Below are 19,463 nucleotides of genomic sequence, written 5' to 3'. Positions count from 1 at the left end.
AGCATGCCCCCTAGTTTTTCCCGTCGTTGGCATTTTCGCCAATTGATGACCGTCTCCAGCTTTATTCTGTTAGTTGCCTGCGCAGAAAAGCCCACTGCAGCCGCTGCCACTCCCCTCCAGATCGCCAACGCCCCTGCGGCCGTGTCGCCTACGACTCAGCCAGCCATCGCGCCCGGTACAACTGACTTCGACATTCAGCCAACAATGAGCTTCAGTGACTGGGAAGCCGGCTTTCGCGTTGATGCCATTAAAGCTGGCATCAGGCCAGACGTATTCGATCAGGCCTTCGCAGGCGTACTCCCGGACATGAGCGTGGTCAAAGCAGACCGAAGCCAGCCTGAGTTCACCCGCCCTGTGTGGGAATACCTCGACGGCGCAGTGTCCGCCGTTCGTGTACGTAAAGGTCAGGCCCTACTCGCGCAATACGCCGACGTACTGCAAACCATTGAGCAACGTTACGGCGTTGACCGGCAGTCTTTGGTAGCCATTTGGGGTATGGAAAGTAACTTCGGCCAGTTTCAGGGCTCGCAGTATGTGATCCGCTCCCTTGCTACCCTGGCCTACGAAGGCCGTCGCCGAGCATTCGCCCAAGACCAATTGCTGGCGGCGCTGCAGATTCTTCAGCACGGTGATATCCAGCCTGCCGAGATGCTCGGTTCATGGGGCGGGGCAATGGGGCAAACGCAATTTATTCCCACCACCTACAACACCTACGCCGTGGATTTCGACGGCGATGGTCGCCGTGACATCTGGAACACCCCGTCTGACGCGCTGGCGTCGACTGCGCGCTATTTGCAGAGCTCGGGCTGGCAACCAGGTCAGCCGTGGGGTTTCGAGGTGCAGCTGGCTGAAGGGTTCAACTATGCGCTGGCCGATGCCTCTACCCGCAAAACCGTGGCTGAATGGCAGCAGATGGGGCTGAAGCTGCCTAACGGCGGCGCACTTCCTGCCAATGTGGCGCAACTGCAAGCGGCGCTGCTGTTGCCTGCGGGCTATAAGGGCCCAGCGTTCTTGGTGCTGGATAACTTCCGCGCCACGCTTAAGTACAACAACTCGTCGTCGTATGCGTTGGCCATCGGGTTGTTATCGCAGCGCTTTAATGGCGGCGGTTACGTCTTGGGCAATTGGCCCCGCGATGACCTACCTCTAAGCCGCTCAGAGCGCATAGAGCTGCAAACCCTGCTGTCTTCCCGCCAATACGACGCGGGCGCTCCTGACGGCATTATCGGGGCCAACACGCGCAAGGCCATCCGTAACGCACAACAGTCATACGGCTGGCCAGCCGATGGTTACCCGACGCATGAGCTGCTGAATAACTTGCGTAAGCCGTAAAGACACCTTCGCGAATGAATTCGCTCCCACAGTGGATTGAGCATTACCTGTGGGGATGGTGTAACCGCGAAAAATAAACAAAAAAAGGGCCGGATATCACTATCCGGCCCTTTTTTATTGAAGCCAAGGTCTTAGATCATGGCTTTGACAGCGGTCTTCGCTTGCTCATCGGCGTGGTACGAAGAACGTACCAATGGGCCTGAAGCAACGTTCTTGAAGCCCATCTTGTAGCCTTCTTCTGCAAACCAGGCAAATACGTCCGGGTGCACGAAACGCTGCACCGGCAGGTGGCTGCGTGAGGGCTGCAGGTACTGACCAAGGGTGAGCATGTCGATATCGTGCTCACGCATGCGCTGCATGACTTCGATAACCTCTTCGTCGGTCTCGCCCAGACCCAGCATCAGGCCGGACTTAGTGGGAACGTGAGGCACCAACTGCTTGAACTTCTGCAGCAACGTCAACGACCACTGGAAATCCGAACCAGGGCGGGCGGCCTTGTACAGACGCGGCACCGTTTCCAGGTTGTGGTTGAACACGTCTGGCGGCTCAGCAGCGGTAATTTCCAGCGCGATGTCCATGCGCCCACGGTAATCGGGGACCAGGGTTTCCAGCTGTACGTTTGGCGACAGCAAGCGAATTTCGCGGATGCAATCAGCAAAGTGCTGTGCGCCACCGTCGCGCAAGTCGTCACGGTCAACCGAGGTAATCACAACATATTTGAGACCCAGGTCAGCAATGGCAATGGCGAGGTTTTTCGGCTCGTCGACGTCCAGCGCTTTCGGACGGCCGTGGCCCACGTCACAGAACGGGCAACGACGGGTGCAGATGTCACCCATGATCATGAAAGTCGCGGTGCCGCCGGAGAAGCACTCACCCAGGTTCGGGCAGGACGCCTCTTCACACACACTGTGCAGCTTGTGCTTGCGCAGCAGTTTTTTGACCCGATCCACTTCCGGGGAAACCGCGATGCGCACCCGAATCCAGTCAGGCTTTTTCGGCAGATCGACAGTAGGAATGATCTTCACCGGGATGCGTGCAACCTTGTCCGCGCCGCGTAGCTTGACGCCGGCTTCTACTTTGGGCCGGGCCGCATGCTCACCAATGTTCAGTGCCGGGATAAGGTCTAGCACAGCGCTTTGCGCAGTATCAGTCGCAGTAGTCATAATCAGTCGATTCCGCCCGCTAGGGTCGTCTGCTCAGCATAGTCGAGGTGTTTGACGAGCTGCACGCGCAGCCGGGCACTTACCTCGGCAAATTCAATCGGGCCTGCATGATCGCACAGCTGGGTCATTGCCAGCCCCGCGTACCCACAGGGGTTAATGCGTCGAAACGGCTCAAGGTTCATGTCCACATTCAGCGCCAGGCCGTGGAATGAATAGCCGTTGCGAATTCTTAAACCTAAGGAGGCTATTTTCGCTCCGTCGACATAGACACCTGGCGCATCCTTCTGCGCCATGGCCGTTACGTCGTAACTGGCCAATAGCGCGATCAAGGTGCGTTCTATCCGGGAAACCAGCTCGCGCGCACCAAAACCAAGGCGCCGCACGTCTAGCATCAGGTAAACAACCAACTGACCGGGGCCATGATAGGTCACTTGACCACCACGATCGACCTGTACCACTGGAATATTACCTGGCAGCAATAAATGCTCGGCTTTACCAGCCAGCCCCTGAGTAAAGATGGGCGGATGTTGTACCAGCCAAACTTCGTCAGGCGTGTCGCGCTCACGCGCCTCAGTAAACCGCTGCATAGCGTGCCAGGTCGGCTCGTAAGGAACCTCACCCAGTTCGCGAAAGCCCAGATTACCGGGCATCAGAGCACCATGTGCACGACACCGGTAGCGCGCAAGGCGCTATTGATGTCGCGCAATTGATCTTCGCCGGTTGCAATGATGTGCAGCTGAACGGTGGTGTATTTGCCGTTGCTGCTTTGGCGCTCGGCAAGCGTGGCGAGGTCGATTGTGGCGTGCTTCTCCAGAATCTCGATCACCGATGCAGTGAAGCCTACGCCGGTGTCACCGATCACCTTGATCGGGTAGTCAACGCAGGGGAATACGATCAGGTGCGACTTAACATCAATTTCAGTATCAGCCATGGCAGAAACGGCCTCGTAAGTTGTTACGAGCGACAGGCACTCAGCTCTGCATCAGAGCCAGTACCCGCCGGTCGGCAGTATCAGTTGAACAAACCGTAGAAGAACAGGCGGATGCTATCCCACACGCGGCGGAAAATACCACCCTGGTCCACTGCGTCGAGCGCGATCAGGTCTGCAGTGCGCACAACCTTGTCTTCACTTTTCACTTCCACTTTACCAATCACGTCGCCCTTGGCGATTGGCGCAACCAGACGTGGGTTCATGGTCATGCTTGCAGTCAGCTTTTTCAATTCGCCTTTAGGCAACGTCATGGTCAGGTCTTCAGCCAGACCGGCTTTGACTTGATGCTCAGAACCTTTCCAGACCGGGGCCTGGGCCAACTCGGTGCCTTTTTGGTAGAACGTCTGGGTTTCGAAGAAGCGGAAACCGTATGTCAGCAATTTCTGGGTTTCTGCGGCGCGAGCCTGTTCGCTGTTAGTGCCGAACACCACCGCGATCAAACGCATGCCATCACGCACGGCCGAAGACACCATGCAGTAGCCAGCTTCTTCAGTGTGGCCCGTTTTCAGACCATCAACGGTCTTGTCGCGCCACAGCAGCAGGTTGCGGTTAGGCTGCTTGATACCGTTCCAGAAGAACTCTTTCTGCGAGTAGATCGCGTAGTGAGCCGGATCGACTGTGATGATTGCCCGTGCCAGCAACGCCATGTCGTGAGCCGACGAATAGTGGTCTGGGTTTGGCAGACCAGTCGGGTTCATGAAGTGGCTGTTGCCCATGCCCAGGTCGCCAGCGGTTTTGTTCATCATGTCGGCGAATGCATCTTCGCTGCCGGCGATGTGCTCAGAGAGCGCAACGCTGGCGTCGTTACCCGACTGAATGATGATGCCGTGCAGCAGATCGCTGACGGTGACCTGGCTGCCCACTTTGATGAACATCCGCGAACCGCCCGTGCGCCAGGCATTCTCGCTGACGGTCACCGGATCGTTTTCACCGATCTGGCCGCGACGAATTTCCAGGGTCGCAATATAGGCCGTCATCAGTTTGGTCAGGCTCGCCGGAGCCAAACGCTGGTCACCATTGTTTTCAACCAAAATGTTACCGCTGGAAGCATCCATCAGCACATAGGCTTTGGCGGCCAACTGCGGCGCGGCGGGCGTCATCTGTTCTGCCGCCCAGGCGGCAGGGGTGATGATCAGGGGGACAAGCAGGCACAGGCGTTTTGCAAAGGTGGTGATGTTCATCCGTCTCTCGAAATTGCTAATGGGCAAACATGCCCTCACGGGCAAAGCTGATCTGACCGGCTAAACGAACGTTGCGTTTAGCCGGCCGTGTAACGAACCTGAATATCCAGGGCTAAATCATTGTTCAAAGGCCACCACCGTCGGTTGGCCAAGGTTGGCTGACCGGACGTTGGCTTGTAGTTGCTGCGCTTCAACCGGCGTGTTCACGGGTCCCATCCGGACCCGATACAGCGTTTGCTGACTGCGCACTATCGAGCTGACGAAGACTGGCGTCTGGACTATCCCGCTCAGTTTCGACCTCAGGAGTTCCGCAGCGTCCGGGTTGGCGAAGGCGCCCACCTGGAGATACAGCCCAGACGCTGGTCCGGAAGCGTTTTTTTTTGCATCCATCTGAATCGGCGACGCTGCTGCAGCGTGCTGCTGAGGTGGCGGTGTGTACTGTTCGATCGTGCCCGTGGATGCGGTAAACGCAGGCGCTGCGGCTTGGGCAACCACTTGCGGCTCATCCAGCATCAACGGCGCTGGGCGACCACGCTGTGCCCAATACTCCTGCGGATCAATCCCTTCGACCTTGACCCGCGCGGTACCGATTTCGGCGTAACCGAGCTTTTTCGCTGCGGCGTAAGACAAATCGATGATGCGATCGGAATAGAACGGCCCACGGTCATTGACGCGCAGGATCACGCTGCGGTTGTTGTCGAGGTTGGTCACCCGGACGTAACTCGGCAACGGCAGTGTCTTGTGCGCGGCACTCATGCCGTAGAGGTCGTACTTTTCGCCATTGGCGGTGTTTTGCCCGTGAAACTTGGTGCCGTACCAGGAAGCCGTACCAGAAGCGACATAGCGCTTGGAGTCGCTCAATGGAAAGTAGGTTTTGCCCAGTACGGTATACGGGTTGGCCTTATAGGGGCCGGAATGCAGAGTGGGCACGGCGTCGGGAATGCGCGAGACGTCAACATCCCACCATGGCGCGCCGTCTTTGTGGGCGCGGTTAATATCCAGACCTGGGCCTGAACTCACGCCGGCGTTACTGCGTTGCGGTGATCGACTGGTTGAACAGCTGGCCACCAGAACTGCCAGGACCGCGAAGGCCATGAACTTTAGTGGTTTGCGAATCGGCATTGCCCGCATTACTTGACGCCCCGTGCTTGGACCAGCAGTTCAGACAGCTGATGCACGGCCATTGCGTACATCACACTGCGGTTGTAGCGCGTGATTGCGTAAAAATTCTTCAAACCCATCCAATACTCCGGACCATTGGCGCCTTCCAGACGGAAAGCGGTCACCGGCATATCATCGCGCAGCGCATCATGACTCGACCACCCCAACGCTCGCAACTCCCCAACGGTCTTTACTGGTTCAATACCTGGGCTCAAACCGCTGTCTGCCAACTCACCACGCACCGTGGAGAGGCTAACAACCGGCTCGCCGGCGACCCATCCATGGCGCTTGAAATAACTGGCGACGCTGCCAATCGCATCGTCCGGATTGGTCCAGATATTAATGTGCCCGTCACCGTCGAAATCTACGGCGTACGCACGAAAACTGCTCGGCATAAATTGCGGCAACCCCATCGCCCCAGCGTAAGAGCCCTTGAGCGTCAGCGGGTCGACCTGTTCTTCACGCGCCAACAAAAGGAACTCTCGCAGCTCTTTGCGAAAGAACTCGGCGCGCGGCGGATAATCGAAACTCAGCGTCGATAACGCGTCTATCACGCGGTAATTGCCGGTGTTCCGACCAAAAAAGGTCTCTACGCCGATGATCGAAACGATCACTTGAGCCGGCACGCCGTATTCTCGCTCGGCACGGGCCAGCACAGCCTCGTGCTGACGCCAGAAGTCCACACCCCGTGCAATTCGCGCGTCAGTGATGAACATCGGGCGGTATTCTTTCCACGGTTTTACCCGTTCAGCCGGTCGAGATATCGCGTCGAGAATGCTCTGCTTACGCTCAGCGTCGCGAAACACAGCCATCAATTGCTCGCCCGCAAAACCATAATCCCGGGTCATTTCACCGACAAATTCAGCAACCTGAGGCGAGCCTTCGTAATCGCCTGCATTCACCTCAAAGACTGAACCAAGGATGCCCACCAGGCCGACCAACGGAGCATATCGAGCCGCCCAGTTACGCACTACTTGCATTGAATTGTTCACCTTAATCAAACCTGTGCGATCCACTTGCGATGGGTATGGATCGACATCAAAACCCCAAACGCTGACAGCAGTGTCACTAACGAAGTTCCTCCGTAGCTAATGAAGGGCAACGGCACCCCTACGACCGGCATCAGGCCACTGACCATACCGATGTTGACGAAAACATAAACAAAAAACGTCATCGTCAGGCTACCCGCCAACAGTTTGCCAAACAGCGTCTGTGCCTGAGCGGTGATCACCAACCCCCGACCAATCAGCAGCAGGTAGATCAGTAACAGCGCGCAAATACCTACCAGACCGAACTCTTCGCCCAATACCGCAATGATGAAATCGGTATGGCTTTCCGGCAAAAAGTCCAAATGCGATTGGGTGCCCAGTAACCAACCCTTACCAAATACTCCACCGGAGCCAATCGCCGCCTTGGACTGAATGATGTTCCAGCCCGTGCCCAGCGGATCACTTTCCGGATCAAGGAAGGTCAGAATTCGTTGTTTTTGATAATCGTGCATGAAGAAGAACCACATACCGACAGCCACCGGCACCGCGGCAGCAAACACACCGATGATCCAGCGCCAGCGCAGACCGGCCATGAACAGCACGAAGGTGCCAGACGCCAGGATCAGCAACGAGGTGCCCAGGTCAGGCTGACGCACGATCAGGATAAACGGAAGACCAATCAGCCCCAGGCTAAGCGCCACATGCTTCAGATGCGGCGGCAGGGTTCGCTTGGCCAAATACCAGGCAATGGTTGCCGGCATGATGATTTTCATGAATTCCGAGGGTTGGAAGCGAATGACCCCGGGAATATTGATCCAGCGGGTCGCGCCCATGGCGTTGTGGCCCATGACGTCTACCGCCACCAACAGCAACATCCCCAGCACATACAGCACAGGGACCCAGCGCGCCATAAAGCGTGGCTCGAGTTGCGCGATGACCACCATCGACACCAACCCGATACCGAACGAAGTCGCCTGCTTGATCAGCAGGTCCCAGTTCTTGCCGCTGGCCGAATACAGCACAAACAAACTACCGGCCGCCAAGGTCAGCAACAGAATCAACAGCGGCCCATCGATATGGATACGATTCAGGAACGTGGCGCGACGGCGCATCACATCATCACTGGAGAGGATACGGTCGAAATTACTCTTCACTGGCCGCAGCCTCCGCGTTTGAACTGCTGGCGTACTCAGGCTTGAGCAAACCGTCGGGACCGAGCAACCAGGAGTCCATTACCTGGCGGACAACGGGCGCCGCGATACCGGAGCCGGACTCACCGTTTTCGACCATCACTGCTACCACTATTTTGGGGTTGTCCGCCGGGGCGAAACCTACGAACAAGGCGTGGTCTCGGTGGCGTTCCTGAACCTTGGTCCGGTCATATTTTTCGCCCTGCTTGATCGCAACCACTTGCGCCGTACCGCTTTTACCGGCAATCCGGTATTGCGAACCCACCGCGGCCTTGCGTGCAGTACCGCGTGCGCCGTGCATGACTTGCTGCATACCGTGATTGACCTTGGCCCAGTCCGACGCATCTCGCAGGACGATATTGGGCATCGGGTCTTCATCCACAGGCGCCCTACCGGCGACGGTTTTCGCCAGGTGCGGTCGATTCCACACGCCCTTGTTGGCCACCAGCGCAGTCGCTTGGGCCAGCTGCAACGGGGTCGCCTGCATATAGCCTTGGCCGATGCCGAGGATCAACGTTTCGCCCGGGAACCAGGCCTGGCGTCGAGTGGCACGCTTCCAGTCGCGCGACGGCATCAGGCCCGGCGACTCTTCGAACATATCCAGTGAAACTTTTTGCCCGATCCCGAACTTGTTCAAGTACGACGAAAGCCGATCAATACCGATTTTGTGTGCCAAATCGTAGAAGTACGTGTCGTTGGACCGCATGATCGCCGTGTCGAGGTCGACCCAGCCGTCACCCGTGCGGTTCCAGTTTCGGTACTTGTGATCGTAATTGGGCAGTTGATAGAAGCCCGGATCGAACACACGACTGGACGCCGTCACCACACCACTGTCCAGGCCAGCAATGGCCACCGCAGGTTTGATCGTCGACCCCGGCGGGTACAAGCCGCGCAAGATACGGTTGAACAAGGGGCGGTCAACCGAATCCCGAAGCTCTGCGTAGGCTTTGAAACTGATGCCGGTAACGAACGGATTCGGATCAAAGCTCGGCTGACTGACCATCGCCAGTACTTCGCCGGTTGCCGGGTCCAATGCGACCACCGCCCCACGACGCCCTCCCAATGCAGCCTCGGCGGCTTGTTGCAGCTGAATATCGAGACTCAGGACAATGTCTTTGCCCGGCACTGGATTGGTCCGGTTAAGCACACGCATGACACGACCACGGGCGTTGGTTTCGACTTCTTCGTAGCCCACTTCGCCGTGAAGGTCAGCCTCGTAGAAGCGCTCGATCCCGGTTTTGCCAATATGGTGGGTTCCGCTGTAGTTGACCGGGTCCAGCACCTTTTGCTCTTTCTCGTTGATCCGACCCATGTACCCCACGGAATGGGCGAAATGCTCGCCTTGGGGATAATGACGGACCAACTGCGCAACCACCTCAACCCCAGGCAAGCGGAATTGGTTGACCGCAATACGGGCTATTTGCTCTTCAGTCAGCTCGAACAAAATTGGCACTGACTCAAAAGGTCGACGCCCTTGCTTCATGCGTTTTTCAAAGAGCAATCGGTCGTCCGGCGTCAGCGCAAGGATTTCCACGATGGCATCAAGCACTTTCGCCGAGTCGCCTGAACGCTCGCGGGTCATACTCAAACTGAAGCTGGGGCGGTTGTCAGCAACCACCACGCCGTTGCGGTCGAAGATCAAGCCTCGGTTCGGCGGAATCGGCTGAACGTGTACCCGGTTGTTTTCCGACAATGTCGAGTGCAGGTCATATTGAATGACTTGCAGGAAATACAACCGAGCAATCAATACGCAAATCAGCACCACCACAACCACAGCACCGACCACGACCCGTCCGCGCACCATGCGTGCGTCTTTCTCGTGGTCTTTTAGGCGGATCGGCTGAGACATTTAAGGCGCGCAGGCTATTTGTGATAAGGGTGCCCGGACAGAACTGTCCAGGCGCGGTACATCTGCTCACCAATAAGGATACGCACCAGCGGGTGAGGCAACGTCAACGGTGACAACGACCAGCGTTGTTCGCTACGCGCACAGACTTCCGGCGCCAGCCCCTCAGGACCGCCGACCATCAAATTCACGGTGCGAGCATCCAGACGCCAGCGATCGAGTTCGACCGCCAACTGTTCGGTACTCCACGGTTTGCCATGCACTTCAAGCGTGACGATCCGCTCGCCCGGCTGCACTTTCGCCAACATGGCTTCGCCTTCCTGACGAATAAAGCGCGCCACATCAGCGTTCTTGCCACGGGTATTGAGCGGAATTTCCACCAGTTCAAGCGCAAGCTCAGAGGGCATCCGCTTGGCATATTCATGCCAACCTTCTTCCACCCACTTGGGCATGCGCGAACCGACAGCGATCAAACGCAGACGCACGATGATCCCTTATTCTTTGTCGAGGAAAGTCGTCGGGTCGAACGGATTGCCTTCATGGGTGGAGTGCAGCGCGCGGCTTTGCTCAGCACCGTGCCACAGACGCTCCAGGTCATAGAACTGACGAGCGGCGGCGGTCATAACGTGAACGATCACATCACCGAGATCCAACAGCACCCAGTCGCTGTCGCCCTTGCCTTCTTCGCTCAACGATTTGACGCCGGCTGCCTTGCACTTGTCGCGCACGCTGTCGACCAGTGCGTTCAGTTGGCGGTTCGAGGTACCGGTGGCGATCAGCATGTAATCGGCAATGCTGGTTTTGTCGCGAACATCAATGGCGAGGATGTCAGTACCCTTAACGTCTTCCAGGGCAGCCGTCGCTATCTTGATTACTTCTTCGCTACTCAGCTTGTGATTTGTCATAGTGTGCTTTGTCATATAAAACTCATTCAGCTCGTATGTGTGGGTCACCGAAACGCATGTTGAACACAGCAGTTTCAGGGGCTCCCCTCAGTGTTCGGCGCATGGTACAGCCCGTGCGCGTCGATATAGGCCAGTACCGCGTCTGGCACCAGAAAACGTACCGACTTCCCGCTGGCCAGCAGTTGGCGGATCTGGGTGGCAGACACCGATAACGGCGTCTGCCAGACGAATGTAATGTGTCCGCCCGGCCCTTTAAGGGCTTTCGGATTGCTGACCGCGCGCCCCGCCAGCAGGTTTCGCATGGCGTCAGGTGATTCGCTGTCGGCGTCCGGGCGTTGCAGCACCACGATATGGCAGTGCTCCAGCAGTTCTTCCCAACGATGCCAGGTCGGCAGGCCGCAAAAGGCGTCCCAACCCAATAACAGGAATAACTGGTCATCTGCGGCCAACTCGGCCCGCATCAGTTCCAGGGTGTCGATGGTGTACGACGGTTTGTCCCGCTTTAATTCACGGTCATCCACCGTCAAAGGTGATACGCCGGCAACCGCGCATTGGACCATCGCCAGACGGTCCTGCGCGCTCACGCTCGGCGCATCACGATGAGGCGGCCTGGCACTGGGTGTCAGGCGTAACTCATCGAGTTCAAGCAGCTCGGCGACTTCCAGTGCACCGCGCAAATGGCCAATGTGCACTGGATCGAAAGTGCCACCCAGCACGCCAATGCGTCGCGGCATGACTGGCAAAGCGGCAGGAGCATGTTTCGCCGCAGCGGACATTTCAGTCTCGGCCAAGTCAGGCTGGTCCTTGGCCACGTAACTGGTGACCGTCGCCGATCACGATGTACTTTTCGCAGGTCAGACCTTCAAGGCCGACCGGGCCGCGGGCGTGCAGCTTATCAGTAGAAATGCCAATCTCGGCACCCAATCCGTATTCAAAGCCGTCGGCGAAGCTGGTGGGGGCGTTGACCATCACCGAACTTGAGTCGACTTCAGCCAGGAAACGCCGGGCCTGGCTCTGATTTTCAGTGACGATGGCGTCGGTATGATGCGACCCATAATGGTTGATGTGTTCGATGGCCTGATCCAGACCCTCCACCACCAGAATCGACAAAATCGGCGCTAGGTATTCGGTGTGCCAGTCTTCTTCAGTCGCCGCAATTGCGTCGATCAGCGCACGGGTACGTTCGCAGCCGCGCAACTCAACGCCCTTCTCACGCAATTTTGCAGCCATCGGCGGTAGAAACTCGGCCGCGACGGCGGCGTCTACCAGCAGGGTTTCCATCGCGCCACAAATGCCATAACGGTAGGTTTTGGCGTTGAAGCAAATACTTTGCGCGTTGGTCAGATCGGCATGGGCACTGACATAGATGTGGCAAATACCGTCGAGGTGCTTGATGACCGGCACTCGAGCTTCCCGGCTGACGCGCTCGATCAGGCCTTTGCCCCCACGCGGGACGATAACGTCAACGTACTCGGGCATGGTGATCAATGCTGAAACCGCTGCACGGTCGGTCACTTCGACAACCTGAACCACTGCTGCGGGTAGATCGGCAGCAGCCAAACCGCGCTGAATGCAGGCGGCAATGGCTCGGTTGGAATGAATGGCTTCTGAGCCGCCGCGCAATATCGTAGCGTTGCCGGACTTGAGGCACAGGCTTGCAGCGTCAATGGTCACGTTGGGGCGGGACTCGTAAATAATCCCCACCACACCCAACGGCACACGCATCTTGCCCACTTGAATACCCGACGGCCGAAAGCTCATGTCGCGAATCGACCCGATGGGGTCAGGCAGATTGGTCACCTGACGCAGACCGACGATCATGCTGTCGATACGTGCCGGGGTCAGGGCCAAACGCTCGAGCATGGCAGGCGACAGGCCGTTGGTCCGGCCGGACGCCAGGTCCAGTTCATTGGCGGCAGCAAGCTCTGCACGGGCGTCATCCAATGCAGCAGCGGTCGCATGCAGGGCGCGGTTTTTCTGCGCGGTGCTGGCACGGCCGATCACGCGGGAAGCTTCGCGGGCAGCGCGACCCAAGCGGGTCATGTAGTCAAGAACGGACTCAGTCATGGTCTCAGAGGTCTTGGCGTAGAGGAAAGCGGCCGATTATAGCTGTCGGGCCCGCGTAACGACAGCGGTGGCAGGCGGATGGTCGATAACACCTGTTGAATAAGGGTGAAAACCTCAATTCCAAAGCCCTGCCACCCCCTGTGGGACCGAATTGATTCGGGAAGGCGTCGTGTCAGACGCAACCATGCCGGGAGTTAAATCTATTCCCGAATGAATTCGGTCCCACAGGGGGAGCCCGCTCGTTCAGCTTCGATTAAGACATTTATTGCTATTATCTGCAGCCCATACGCCGCCCGCTCACCACTATGCTGATGCACGACTATTCGCCCAACCTCCTTCCTGACTCATTTTTCAATCGTGATGCGCAACTGCTCGCTCGGGATCTATTGGGCAAGGTGATCCGCCATCGGGTGGGAAACGGGACAGATTCGTTATGGTTGTCGGCAAGAATCATCGAAACGGAAGCGTATTACGCAGCAGAAAAAGGTAGCCACTCGTCCTTGGGCTATACCGAAAAGCGTAGGGCGTTGTTTCTCGATGGCGGCCACATCTATATGTATTACGCCCGCGGCGGCGACTCGCTGAACTTCAGCGCAGGCGGGCCGGGCAATGCGGTGCTGATCAAGTCTGCATATCCGTGGGTCGATATACTGTCCGACGGCAACAGTCTGGCGCAGATGCTCATTAACAATCCCAACGCCAAAGGCGCATTACGCACGCCCGAGCGCTTGTGCGCGGGCCAAACCTTGCTGTGCAAAGCGCTGGGCTTGAAAGTGCCGATGTGGGACGCCAAGCGTTTTGATTCAGAACAACTGTTCGTTGACGATGTCGGACCTGCACCCAGACAAATTATTCAAACCACCCGCCTAGGCATTCCCGCAGGCCGGGACGAGCACCTTATGTATCGTTTTGTCGACGCCTCTTACGCCCGTTTCTGCACGCGTAACCCATTGCGACGTGGCCAGCTGGAAGGCCGGGACTATTTCTTACTCGAACAAGGAAGCTAAAACATGGGCCCATGGCTCGACGGCATTACCGGATGGCTTACGGCCAATCCATCGTGGCTGGGCGTTGCGATCTTCTTGGTAGCATGCTTTGAATGCCTGGCGATCCTGGGGCTCATCGTTCCGGGTACCGTGATCATGTTCGCCGTAGCGGTTTTGGCGGGCAGCGGTGCGCTGTCGCTGGGCCAAACACTGCTATTGGGATTTGCAGGCGGATTACTCGGCGATCTCGTTTCGTATTTTCTCGGCAGACGCTTCCACCAGAATATCCGTCGCTTGCCGGGGCTGCGCAATCACCCGGAATGGATTGGCCATGCCGAGCTGTATTTCCAGCGCTACGGCATCGCCAGCCTGTTAGTTGGACGTTTTATCGGCCCGCTGCGACCCATGTTGCCCATGGTCGCGGGCATGTTCGACATGCCGTTTATGCGCTTTGCCGCCGTCAGCCTGCTCGCCGCTGCCGGTTGGTCCATCGTTTACCTGCTGCCAGGCTGGGCAACGGGCGCGGCGATCCGTCTGCCGCTGCCAGAGGGTTTCTGGCCACAGGCTGGAATCGTCGGTGCCGGGCTCGCCATTCTATTGGGCCTGAGCATTCACAGCAGTGTCGGCGGCAAGCGCTACGCCACGCACCTGATTGCCGGGTCAAGCCTGATTATGCTGCTGGGCCTCCTTATCGGCTGGCCGTACCTGGCGCACTTTGATCAAGGGCTGATGACGCTGGTGCAGGAGCATCGCAGCGCTGCCGCCGATCCGCTCGCGGTGATGGTCACCCTGCTGGGGGAATTTCGCACACAAGTGGCCATAGCCACCTTGCTGATCGGCCTGCTGCTAGCCCTTCGTCAATGGCGACAGGCAGCCTTTGCAGTGGGCGCGATCCTCGGTTCTGCGCTGTTCAACACCCTCATCAAATGGACCGACGCGCGTGCTCGCCCAGAAGTGCTGCTGGACCCAATCACCAGCTACAGCATGCCCAGCGGCCATAGCTCAGGGTCGTTCGCGATATTCATGACGCTGGCGATATTGGCCGGGCGTGGCCAACCGCTGAGTTTTCGCCTGACGTGGTTATTGGTGGGCAGCATTCCGGCGCTGCTGATCGCGATGTCGCGGGTTTATCTGGGAGTGCATTGGCCGACAGACGTATTGGCGGGCGCCATGCTCGCGTTTTGTCTGTGCGCGGCCAGCCTTACAGTGATTCAGCACAAGGAACCGTTGCAGGCGATGCCGACCAAAGTGTGGTGGATCATTCTGCCTTCGCTGGTCGCCTTGTATGGTTTCTTCGCGCTACACGCATTGGCCAACGCCATTTCGCGCTACCAGTATTGATGACACGCGGGCGAACTAAACCTGCAGATCGCCCTGCATTTCATCGAGTAAGTCCTGAATCGCGTTCAGTCGTTGCTGGGCGTCGCTGAGTTCTAACAACTCGACCTTATCTTCTTCGGTGAATGGCAACAGATAGGCCAACTGATTCGCCAACGATTGCTGCCCGCTGGCGGTGACACCCATGTTCAGCGCAGCGACCATCGGGTGTTCGGCCAGGGCAGCCAGCAATGCCACCAAGTCCGCATCCTGCTCCTGCAATGGCTGCTCTTGCAGCTCACCCAGCCATTCCACTTCTGCCAGAATCAGCTGATCACGCTGCACCTCGACGCTGGTAACCCGAAAGCGGCGTCCACCTTCGACGCGGATACCCAACAAGCCGTTTTCCTGCTGCTGAAAATCGCGCACCAGCGCCTCACACCCCACCAGCGCATAGCCATCGGGGGCTTGCGCCACTTCGTCACCATCAAGAATGCACACAACCCCAAAGCCTTCGCCCTTCTTCATGCAGCGACCGATCATGTCTAGATAACGCGCTTCGAACAGTTGCAAGTCCAGCGTGCAACCGGGGAACAGCACGGCATTCAGGGGAAATAACGGCAGCATCATAAAACCTTCCTCAAACGAATAACGACACGGCCAATGGCAGGAATACTGCCGTGGCAACGCCCATCAAACTCATGGCCAGTGCGGCAAATGCCCCGCACTCCTCGCTTTCCTGCAGCGCTACCGACGTGCCAACGGCGTGAGCAGTCAATCCCAACGCCATACCACGCGCCGCGTGATTATTCACACCGAGGATAGACAGCAGGCCGGGGCCAAAAATCGCACCAATGACGCCTGTTATCAACACGAACACGGCTGCGAGCGCCGCGACACCGCCTATCTGCTCAGCCACCAGCATCGCAATAGGTGACGTAACCGATTTCGGCAACATAGTCATCAGGATCATGTGCTCTGCGCCAAACAGCCAGCCCAGTGTCACGCCCAGCGACGTCGCCACCACGCCACCCATAATCAGCGTAGTAAAGGTCGGCCAAAATAATTGCTTGATGCGCCGCAGATTCAGATACAGCGGCACCGCCAGCGCCACCGTAGCGGGCCCCAACAGAATGCTGAGAATCTCGGTGCTTTTACGGTACTCGACGTAGTTAATGCCACAACTGAGCAGTATGCAGATCACCAACAACATCGACATCAATACTGGCTGCAAGAATATCCAACGGGTTTTTTCATACACCACCAACATGAGTTGGTAGACACCCAAGGTAATGGCGATGCCAAACAACGGATGATGGATGACCGAATCCAAGGCGCCGCTCCAGTCCAGACTCATGAAGGCTCCTGCTGGCGTCGCGACTGGCGCTGAATGAGTTTCTGCATCAGCCAACCGGCGAAGGCAATGGACAGCAACAATGACAGCACCAGAGCCCCAATGATTGCCCAAAAATCTTTGGCGATATCCGCGGCGTAGACCATTACCCCTACCGCTGGCGGCACCAGCAACAACGGCAAATAACGCAGCAAACTACTGGCGGCAAGACTCAGTGGCTCATCGACTTGACCACGCATCATGAGAAAAATCATCAGCAAGACCAACCCAATAATCGGCCCGGGCAGAATCGGCAAAAACAGGTGATTAAGCCAAGTGCCGACCAGTTGAAACACCACCAGCCATGTCAGGCCTCTGAGCAACATAAAAAACTCCAGCAGATATGCGGCGCCATTATAGGCATGCCACGGTAATGGCTGATCAATCGGCATTCGCCAACCACATAGATCCTTGACCACCGTCGAGACCCGTGCTGATCTTAGGTCTTGGCGCAATGGACATTAAGACGCCCTCAACACGATGCAAATTGCAGGCCCCACTAACAACCTCAATATATTTTCATAAAAAAAAGGGAGAGAACCATGCCGATTGTTCCCGTTGCAGAACTCAAAAACTATGCCGGCAAGGCGCTGGGATGTTCAGAGTGGCTCACCATCGATCAAGACCGCATCAATCTGTTTGCGGAGGCAACAGGGGATTTTCAATTCATCCATGTCGACCCGGAGAAAGCCGCTAAAACACCATTTGGCAGCACCATCGCCCATGGCTTCTTGTCGTTGTCGCTGATTCCGAAACTGATGGAAGACCTGTTTATAGTGCCCGAAGGCCTGAAAATGGTCGTTAATTATGGCCTGGACAGCGTGCGCTTTATTCAGCCGGTCAAGGTCAATTCTAGGGTTCGATTGAACGTTTCCATTGCTGAAGTGACTGAAAAGAAGCCTGGCCAATGGTTGATCAAAGCAATTGCTACATTGGAAATTGAAGGTCAGGAAAAACCCGCCTACGTCGCCGAACCGCTGTCGCTATGCTTCGTATAAGTCGCTAAAAACGCGAAACAGTGCTCACGTGCTGTTTCGTTGCCTCTATAAAGCAACCACATAGCTGCGGCATACTCCCCGTGGCTGTGTGAGCGAGACCGTTTCAAAGACCGTATTCACACGCCTGGAATCCTATTTTCGAGATCAACCATGCGCGCGTTCGCTCCATTCGCCCCACTGGCACTTATTCTGTTACTCGCTGCTTGCGGTGACGGCGAACCGTTATCGCCGCCCGACGCACGCCTGCCCGATGGCGGCCGTTATCGGGGCGATGTGGTCAACGGCCTGCTGCAGGGCCAAGGCCGGGTGGACTATCCCAACGGCAGTTGGTACGTCGGTCAGTTTCAAAATGGTCAGTGGCATGGCGATGGCGAATGGCACGCCAGCAATGGCGAGGTCTACCGTGGGCAATTTCAAAACGGCTTGTTTCACGGGTTCGGGACGCTGACCACCAGCGCCGGCAGTTACGTCGGCGGCTTCAAGTTGGGGCGTCGCGACGGCGAAGGCACACTCAAAGAACCCGGCGTGACCTATCGCGGCGAGTTCAAAGCCGACCAGTATGACGGCCTTGGCCATCTCGAACTGGATGACGGCAGCCAATACCAAGGCCTGTTCGCACATGGCAAGCCCAACGGCGAAGGTCAGCGTAGCGATGCCACCGGCAATCAATTCGCGGGCAAATTCGTCAACGGTCAACTGGAAGGCAACGGCAGTTTCAATAGTGCCGAGGGCGACCAGTACGTGGGCGGTTTCCACGACAACCAATTGCAGGGCAGAGGCCGCTACGAAAATAGCGACGGCGATGTGTGGATCGGGCAATTCAAAGACGGCGCACTCAACGGCCAAGGGCAGTTGATTGGGGCCGATGGCAGCCGCTATGACGGTCAATTCAATAACTGGCACTTCGCCGGCGAAGGCCGTTTGCGTTTGGCCGATGGCAGCGTCTACGTCGGCGGGTTCGTTTCCGACACCTACGATGGCCGAGGCGTCCTGACGCTACCGGACGGCGTCGTGCAAAGCGGCCTGTGGAGCAACGGTCAGCGAGTGCGTGACGCTCAGGGCAAGTTGTTACCGGACTCGCTAGAAATCGGCTTGCTCGCTCAAGGCGCATTGCTGGAAAAAGCGTTGGCCGCCATACCAGCATCGACGCCGGCCATGGAGCTTTACAGTCTGGTGGTAGGCGGTGATGGCAAGCAAAGCGTGTTCATGCGCGAAGCCGATTACGTCAATAACATGCTGTTCACGCGCTTCGGTGCCTATGGGCAAATCAGCCTAGTCAACCACCGGGACCATATGGGTGATCGACCGCTGGCGACCCGCGAAAGCATCAGTCGCGCCGTGCAGACCATTGCACAGCGCAGTGGACCGGAAGATTTGGTGTTCATCTACCTGACCAGCCACGGCACCCATGACCATGAGTTGGTGCTCGATCAGCCGCGCTTGGAGTTGGCTGACCTGCCTGCCGACGAATTGGGGGCAGTGTTGGCGCCGCTGAAGAATCGCGACAAGATCGTGGTGATCTCCGCATGCTATTCCGGCGGCTTTATTCCCGCGATCAAAGATGACAGAACGCTGGTCATCACTGCCTCTCGCTCGGATCGGGTGTCGTTTGGGTGTTCGGAGGAAGCAGACTTTACGTACTTTGGCGAAGCACTCTTCGCCAAAGCACTGGTCGAAACAGATGACCTGCAACAAGCGTTCAATCAGGCCAAAGTGTACGTCGCCGCTCGTGAGGCCAGCGATAATTTCGAAGCTTCAGAACCACAAATCTGGGCCCCAAAAGCCGTGCTCGCGCACTGGCAGCAATTTCGCAGAAGTCAGGCGCAAAGGGCTCTTTCTGCCTCTTTAGCCAGCAAGGAAGCAAAGAGTGCGGGCAGCCACTAAACTGCACCGTATCAAGGGAGAAACACTATGTACTTGACGCCTCAAACCATCCTGTTAGGC

General features: G+C 57.3%; 20 protein-coding genes. 5 read left to right on the top strand and 15 right to left on the bottom strand.

Annotation, left to right across the window (positions count from 1 at the left end; all coding sequences use genetic code 11):
• Positions 1-3 precede the first annotated feature (3 nt).
• A complete protein-coding gene (locus M0974_RS13775; protein WP_297837455.1) occupies positions 4-1,332 on the top strand; it encodes a lytic murein transglycosylase in 1,329 nt (442 codons plus the stop codon).
• A gap of 131 nt (positions 1,333-1,463) precedes the next feature.
• Here M0974_RS13775 and lipA read toward each other — a convergent pair whose 3' ends face one another.
• The 12 genes from lipA to M0974_RS13715 form a co-directional block, all read right to left on the bottom strand.
• Positions 1,464-2,495 carry a lipoyl synthase gene (gene lipA, locus M0974_RS13770; RefSeq protein WP_297837453.1) on the bottom strand — a complete coding sequence of 344 codons (1,032 nt, stop codon included), beginning with the start codon at positions 2,493-2,495 and terminating at the stop codon, positions 1,464-1,466.
• Between the two features lie 2 nt (positions 2,496-2,497).
• Entirely contained in the window at positions 2,498-3,145 is a 648-nt protein-coding gene (gene lipB, locus M0974_RS13765) for a lipoyl(octanoyl) transferase LipB (protein WP_297837451.1), read from the bottom strand.
• Complete coding sequence (locus tag M0974_RS13760) at positions 3,145-3,426, bottom strand: DUF493 domain-containing protein (RefSeq protein WP_297837448.1); 282 nt, start codon at positions 3,424-3,426, stop codon at positions 3,145-3,147. Before M0974_RS13760 ends, lipB begins: the two co-directional genes overlap by 1 nt.
• An 80-nt stretch (positions 3,427-3,506) precedes the next feature.
• Positions 3,507-4,667, bottom strand: coding sequence for a D-alanyl-D-alanine carboxypeptidase family protein (locus tag M0974_RS13755; protein WP_297837445.1), 1,161 nt, complete (start codon positions 4,665-4,667; stop codon positions 3,507-3,509).
• 117 nt (positions 4,668-4,784) lie between these two features.
• Positions 4,785-5,798: a septal ring lytic transglycosylase RlpA family protein gene (locus M0974_RS13750; protein ID WP_297837442.1), complete on the bottom strand. Its 1,014-nt coding sequence runs from the start codon at positions 5,796-5,798 to the stop codon at positions 4,785-4,787.
• Entirely contained in the window at positions 5,798-6,808 is a 1,011-nt protein-coding gene (mltB, locus tag M0974_RS13745; protein ID WP_297837438.1) for a lytic murein transglycosylase B, read from the bottom strand. Before mltB ends, M0974_RS13750 begins: the two co-directional genes overlap by 1 nt.
• A 17-nt stretch (positions 6,809-6,825) precedes the next feature.
• Positions 6,826-7,929, bottom strand: coding sequence for a rod shape-determining protein RodA (rodA, locus tag M0974_RS13740; protein ID WP_297837493.1), 1,104 nt, complete (start codon positions 7,927-7,929; stop codon positions 6,826-6,828).
• Between the two features lie 31 nt (positions 7,930-7,960).
• Complete coding sequence (mrdA, locus tag M0974_RS13735) at positions 7,961-9,856, bottom strand: penicillin-binding protein 2 (RefSeq protein ID WP_297837433.1); 1,896 nt, start codon at positions 9,854-9,856, stop codon at positions 7,961-7,963.
• Positions 9,857-9,870: 14 nt separating this feature from the next.
• Positions 9,871-10,338, bottom strand: a complete 468-nt coding sequence (gene rlmH / locus M0974_RS13730; protein ID WP_002555336.1) for a 23S rRNA (pseudouridine(1915)-N(3))-methyltransferase RlmH — start codon at positions 10,336-10,338, stop codon at positions 9,871-9,873.
• 9 nt (positions 10,339-10,347) lie between these two features.
• Positions 10,348-10,758 carry a ribosome silencing factor gene (gene rsfS, locus M0974_RS13725; protein WP_297837490.1) on the bottom strand — a complete coding sequence of 137 codons (411 nt, stop codon included), beginning with the start codon at positions 10,756-10,758 and terminating at the stop codon, positions 10,348-10,350.
• Positions 10,759-10,832: 74 nt separating this feature from the next.
• Positions 10,833-11,492, bottom strand: coding sequence for a nicotinate-nucleotide adenylyltransferase (nadD, locus tag M0974_RS13720; RefSeq protein WP_297837488.1), 660 nt, complete (start codon positions 11,490-11,492; stop codon positions 10,833-10,835).
• Between the two features lie 58 nt (positions 11,493-11,550).
• Positions 11,551-12,825: a glutamate-5-semialdehyde dehydrogenase gene (locus M0974_RS13715; protein WP_297837352.1), complete on the bottom strand. Its 1,275-nt coding sequence runs from the start codon at positions 12,823-12,825 to the stop codon at positions 11,551-11,553.
• Between the two features lie 311 nt (positions 12,826-13,136).
• On the opposite strand from M0974_RS13715, the gene M0974_RS13710 reads away from it, so the two are divergent.
• Together M0974_RS13710 and M0974_RS13705 are read left to right on the top strand one after the other, a co-directional pair.
• Positions 13,137-13,832 (top strand): DNA-3-methyladenine glycosylase, encoded by a 696-nt coding sequence (locus M0974_RS13710; protein WP_297837486.1) that lies wholly within the window; start codon positions 13,137-13,139, stop codon positions 13,830-13,832.
• 3 nt (positions 13,833-13,835) lie between these two features.
• Positions 13,836-15,152, top strand: a complete 1,317-nt coding sequence (locus M0974_RS13705; RefSeq protein ID WP_297837349.1) for a bifunctional DedA family/phosphatase PAP2 family protein — start codon at positions 13,836-13,838, stop codon at positions 15,150-15,152.
• A 15-nt stretch (positions 15,153-15,167) separates the two neighbouring features.
• Here M0974_RS13705 and M0974_RS13700 read toward each other — a convergent pair whose 3' ends face one another.
• The 3 genes from M0974_RS13700 to M0974_RS13690 are packed head-to-tail and all read right to left on the bottom strand — an operon-like array spanning position 15,168 to position 16,847.
• On the bottom strand, positions 15,168-15,758 hold the full coding sequence (locus M0974_RS13700) for an LON peptidase substrate-binding domain-containing protein (protein ID WP_297837346.1): 591 nt from the start codon (positions 15,756-15,758) through the stop codon (positions 15,168-15,170).
• A gap of 10 nt (positions 15,759-15,768) precedes the next feature.
• A complete protein-coding gene (locus M0974_RS13695) occupies positions 15,769-16,485 on the bottom strand; it encodes an LrgB family protein (RefSeq protein ID WP_297837343.1) in 717 nt (238 codons plus the stop codon).
• Positions 16,482-16,847 (bottom strand): CidA/LrgA family protein, encoded by a 366-nt coding sequence (locus M0974_RS13690; protein WP_297837339.1) that lies wholly within the window; start codon positions 16,845-16,847, stop codon positions 16,482-16,484. Before M0974_RS13690 ends, M0974_RS13695 begins: the two co-directional genes overlap by 4 nt.
• A gap of 216 nt (positions 16,848-17,063) precedes the next feature.
• Between M0974_RS13690 and M0974_RS13685 the strand changes: the two genes are divergently transcribed.
• Together M0974_RS13685 and M0974_RS13680 are read left to right on the top strand one after the other, a co-directional pair.
• A complete protein-coding gene (locus tag M0974_RS13685) occupies positions 17,064-17,519 on the top strand; it encodes a MaoC family dehydratase (RefSeq protein WP_297837336.1) in 456 nt (151 codons plus the stop codon).
• A 150-nt stretch (positions 17,520-17,669) separates the two neighbouring features.
• Positions 17,670-19,403, top strand: a complete 1,734-nt coding sequence (locus tag M0974_RS13680; protein WP_297837333.1) for a C13 family peptidase — start codon at positions 17,670-17,672, stop codon at positions 19,401-19,403.
• Positions 19,404-19,463: the final 60 nt, after the last annotated feature.

Source organism: Pseudomonas sp. (assembly GCF_026224925.1).
Classification (GTDB): Bacteria; Pseudomonadota; Gammaproteobacteria; order Pseudomonadales; family Pseudomonadaceae; genus Aquipseudomonas.
The sequence above is the reverse complement of the archived record's forward strand: the minus strand, read 5'-3'. Positions and strand labels throughout refer to the sequence as shown.

Bases quoted from the DNA above. Each gene is read 5' to 3' on its own strand.
- M0974_RS13775 (WP_297837455.1), top strand. From the start codon at position 4: ATGCCCCCTAGTTTTTCCCGTCGTTGGCATTTTCGCCAATTGATGACC.
- lipA (WP_297837453.1), bottom strand. From the start codon at position 2,495: ATGACTACTGCGACTGATACTGCGCAAAGCGCTGTGCTAGACCTTATC.
- lipB (WP_297837451.1), bottom strand. From the start codon at position 3,145: ATGCCCGGTAATCTGGGCTTTCGCGAACTGGGTGAGGTTCCTTACGAG.
- M0974_RS13760 (WP_297837448.1), bottom strand. From the start codon at position 3,426: ATGGCTGATACTGAAATTGATGTTAAGTCGCACCTGATCGTATTCCCC.
- M0974_RS13755 (WP_297837445.1), bottom strand. From the start codon at position 4,667: ATGAACATCACCACCTTTGCAAAACGCCTGTGCCTGCTTGTCCCCCTG.
- M0974_RS13750 (WP_297837442.1), bottom strand. From the start codon at position 5,798: ATGCGGGCAATGCCGATTCGCAAACCACTAAAGTTCATGGCCTTCGCG.
- mltB (WP_297837438.1), bottom strand. From the start codon at position 6,808: ATGCAAGTAGTGCGTAACTGGGCGGCTCGATATGCTCCGTTGGTCGGC.
- rodA (WP_297837493.1), bottom strand. From the start codon at position 7,929: ATGCGCCGTCGCGCCACGTTCCTGAATCGTATCCATATCGATGGGCCG.
- mrdA (WP_297837433.1), bottom strand. From the start codon at position 9,856: ATGTCTCAGCCGATCCGCCTAAAAGACCACGAGAAAGACGCACGCATG.
- rsfS (WP_297837490.1), bottom strand. From the start codon at position 10,758: ATGACAAATCACAAGCTGAGTAGCGAAGAAGTAATCAAGATAGCGACG.
- nadD (WP_297837488.1), bottom strand. From the start codon at position 11,492: ATGCCGCGACGCATTGGCGTGCTGGGTGGCACTTTCGATCCAGTGCAC.
- M0974_RS13715 (WP_297837352.1), bottom strand. From the start codon at position 12,825: ATGACTGAGTCCGTTCTTGACTACATGACCCGCTTGGGTCGCGCTGCC.
- M0974_RS13710 (WP_297837486.1), top strand. From the start codon at position 13,137: ATGCACGACTATTCGCCCAACCTCCTTCCTGACTCATTTTTCAATCGT.
- M0974_RS13705 (WP_297837349.1), top strand. From the start codon at position 13,836: ATGGGCCCATGGCTCGACGGCATTACCGGATGGCTTACGGCCAATCCA.
- M0974_RS13700 (WP_297837346.1), bottom strand. From the start codon at position 15,758: ATGATGCTGCCGTTATTTCCCCTGAATGCCGTGCTGTTCCCCGGTTGC.
- M0974_RS13695 (WP_297837343.1), bottom strand. From the start codon at position 16,485: ATGAGTCTGGACTGGAGCGGCGCCTTGGATTCGGTCATCCATCATCCG.
- M0974_RS13690 (WP_297837339.1), bottom strand. From the start codon at position 16,847: ATGTTGCTCAGAGGCCTGACATGGCTGGTGGTGTTTCAACTGGTCGGC.
- M0974_RS13685 (WP_297837336.1), top strand. From the start codon at position 17,064: ATGCCGATTGTTCCCGTTGCAGAACTCAAAAACTATGCCGGCAAGGCG.
- M0974_RS13680 (WP_297837333.1), top strand. From the start codon at position 17,670: ATGCGCGCGTTCGCTCCATTCGCCCCACTGGCACTTATTCTGTTACTC.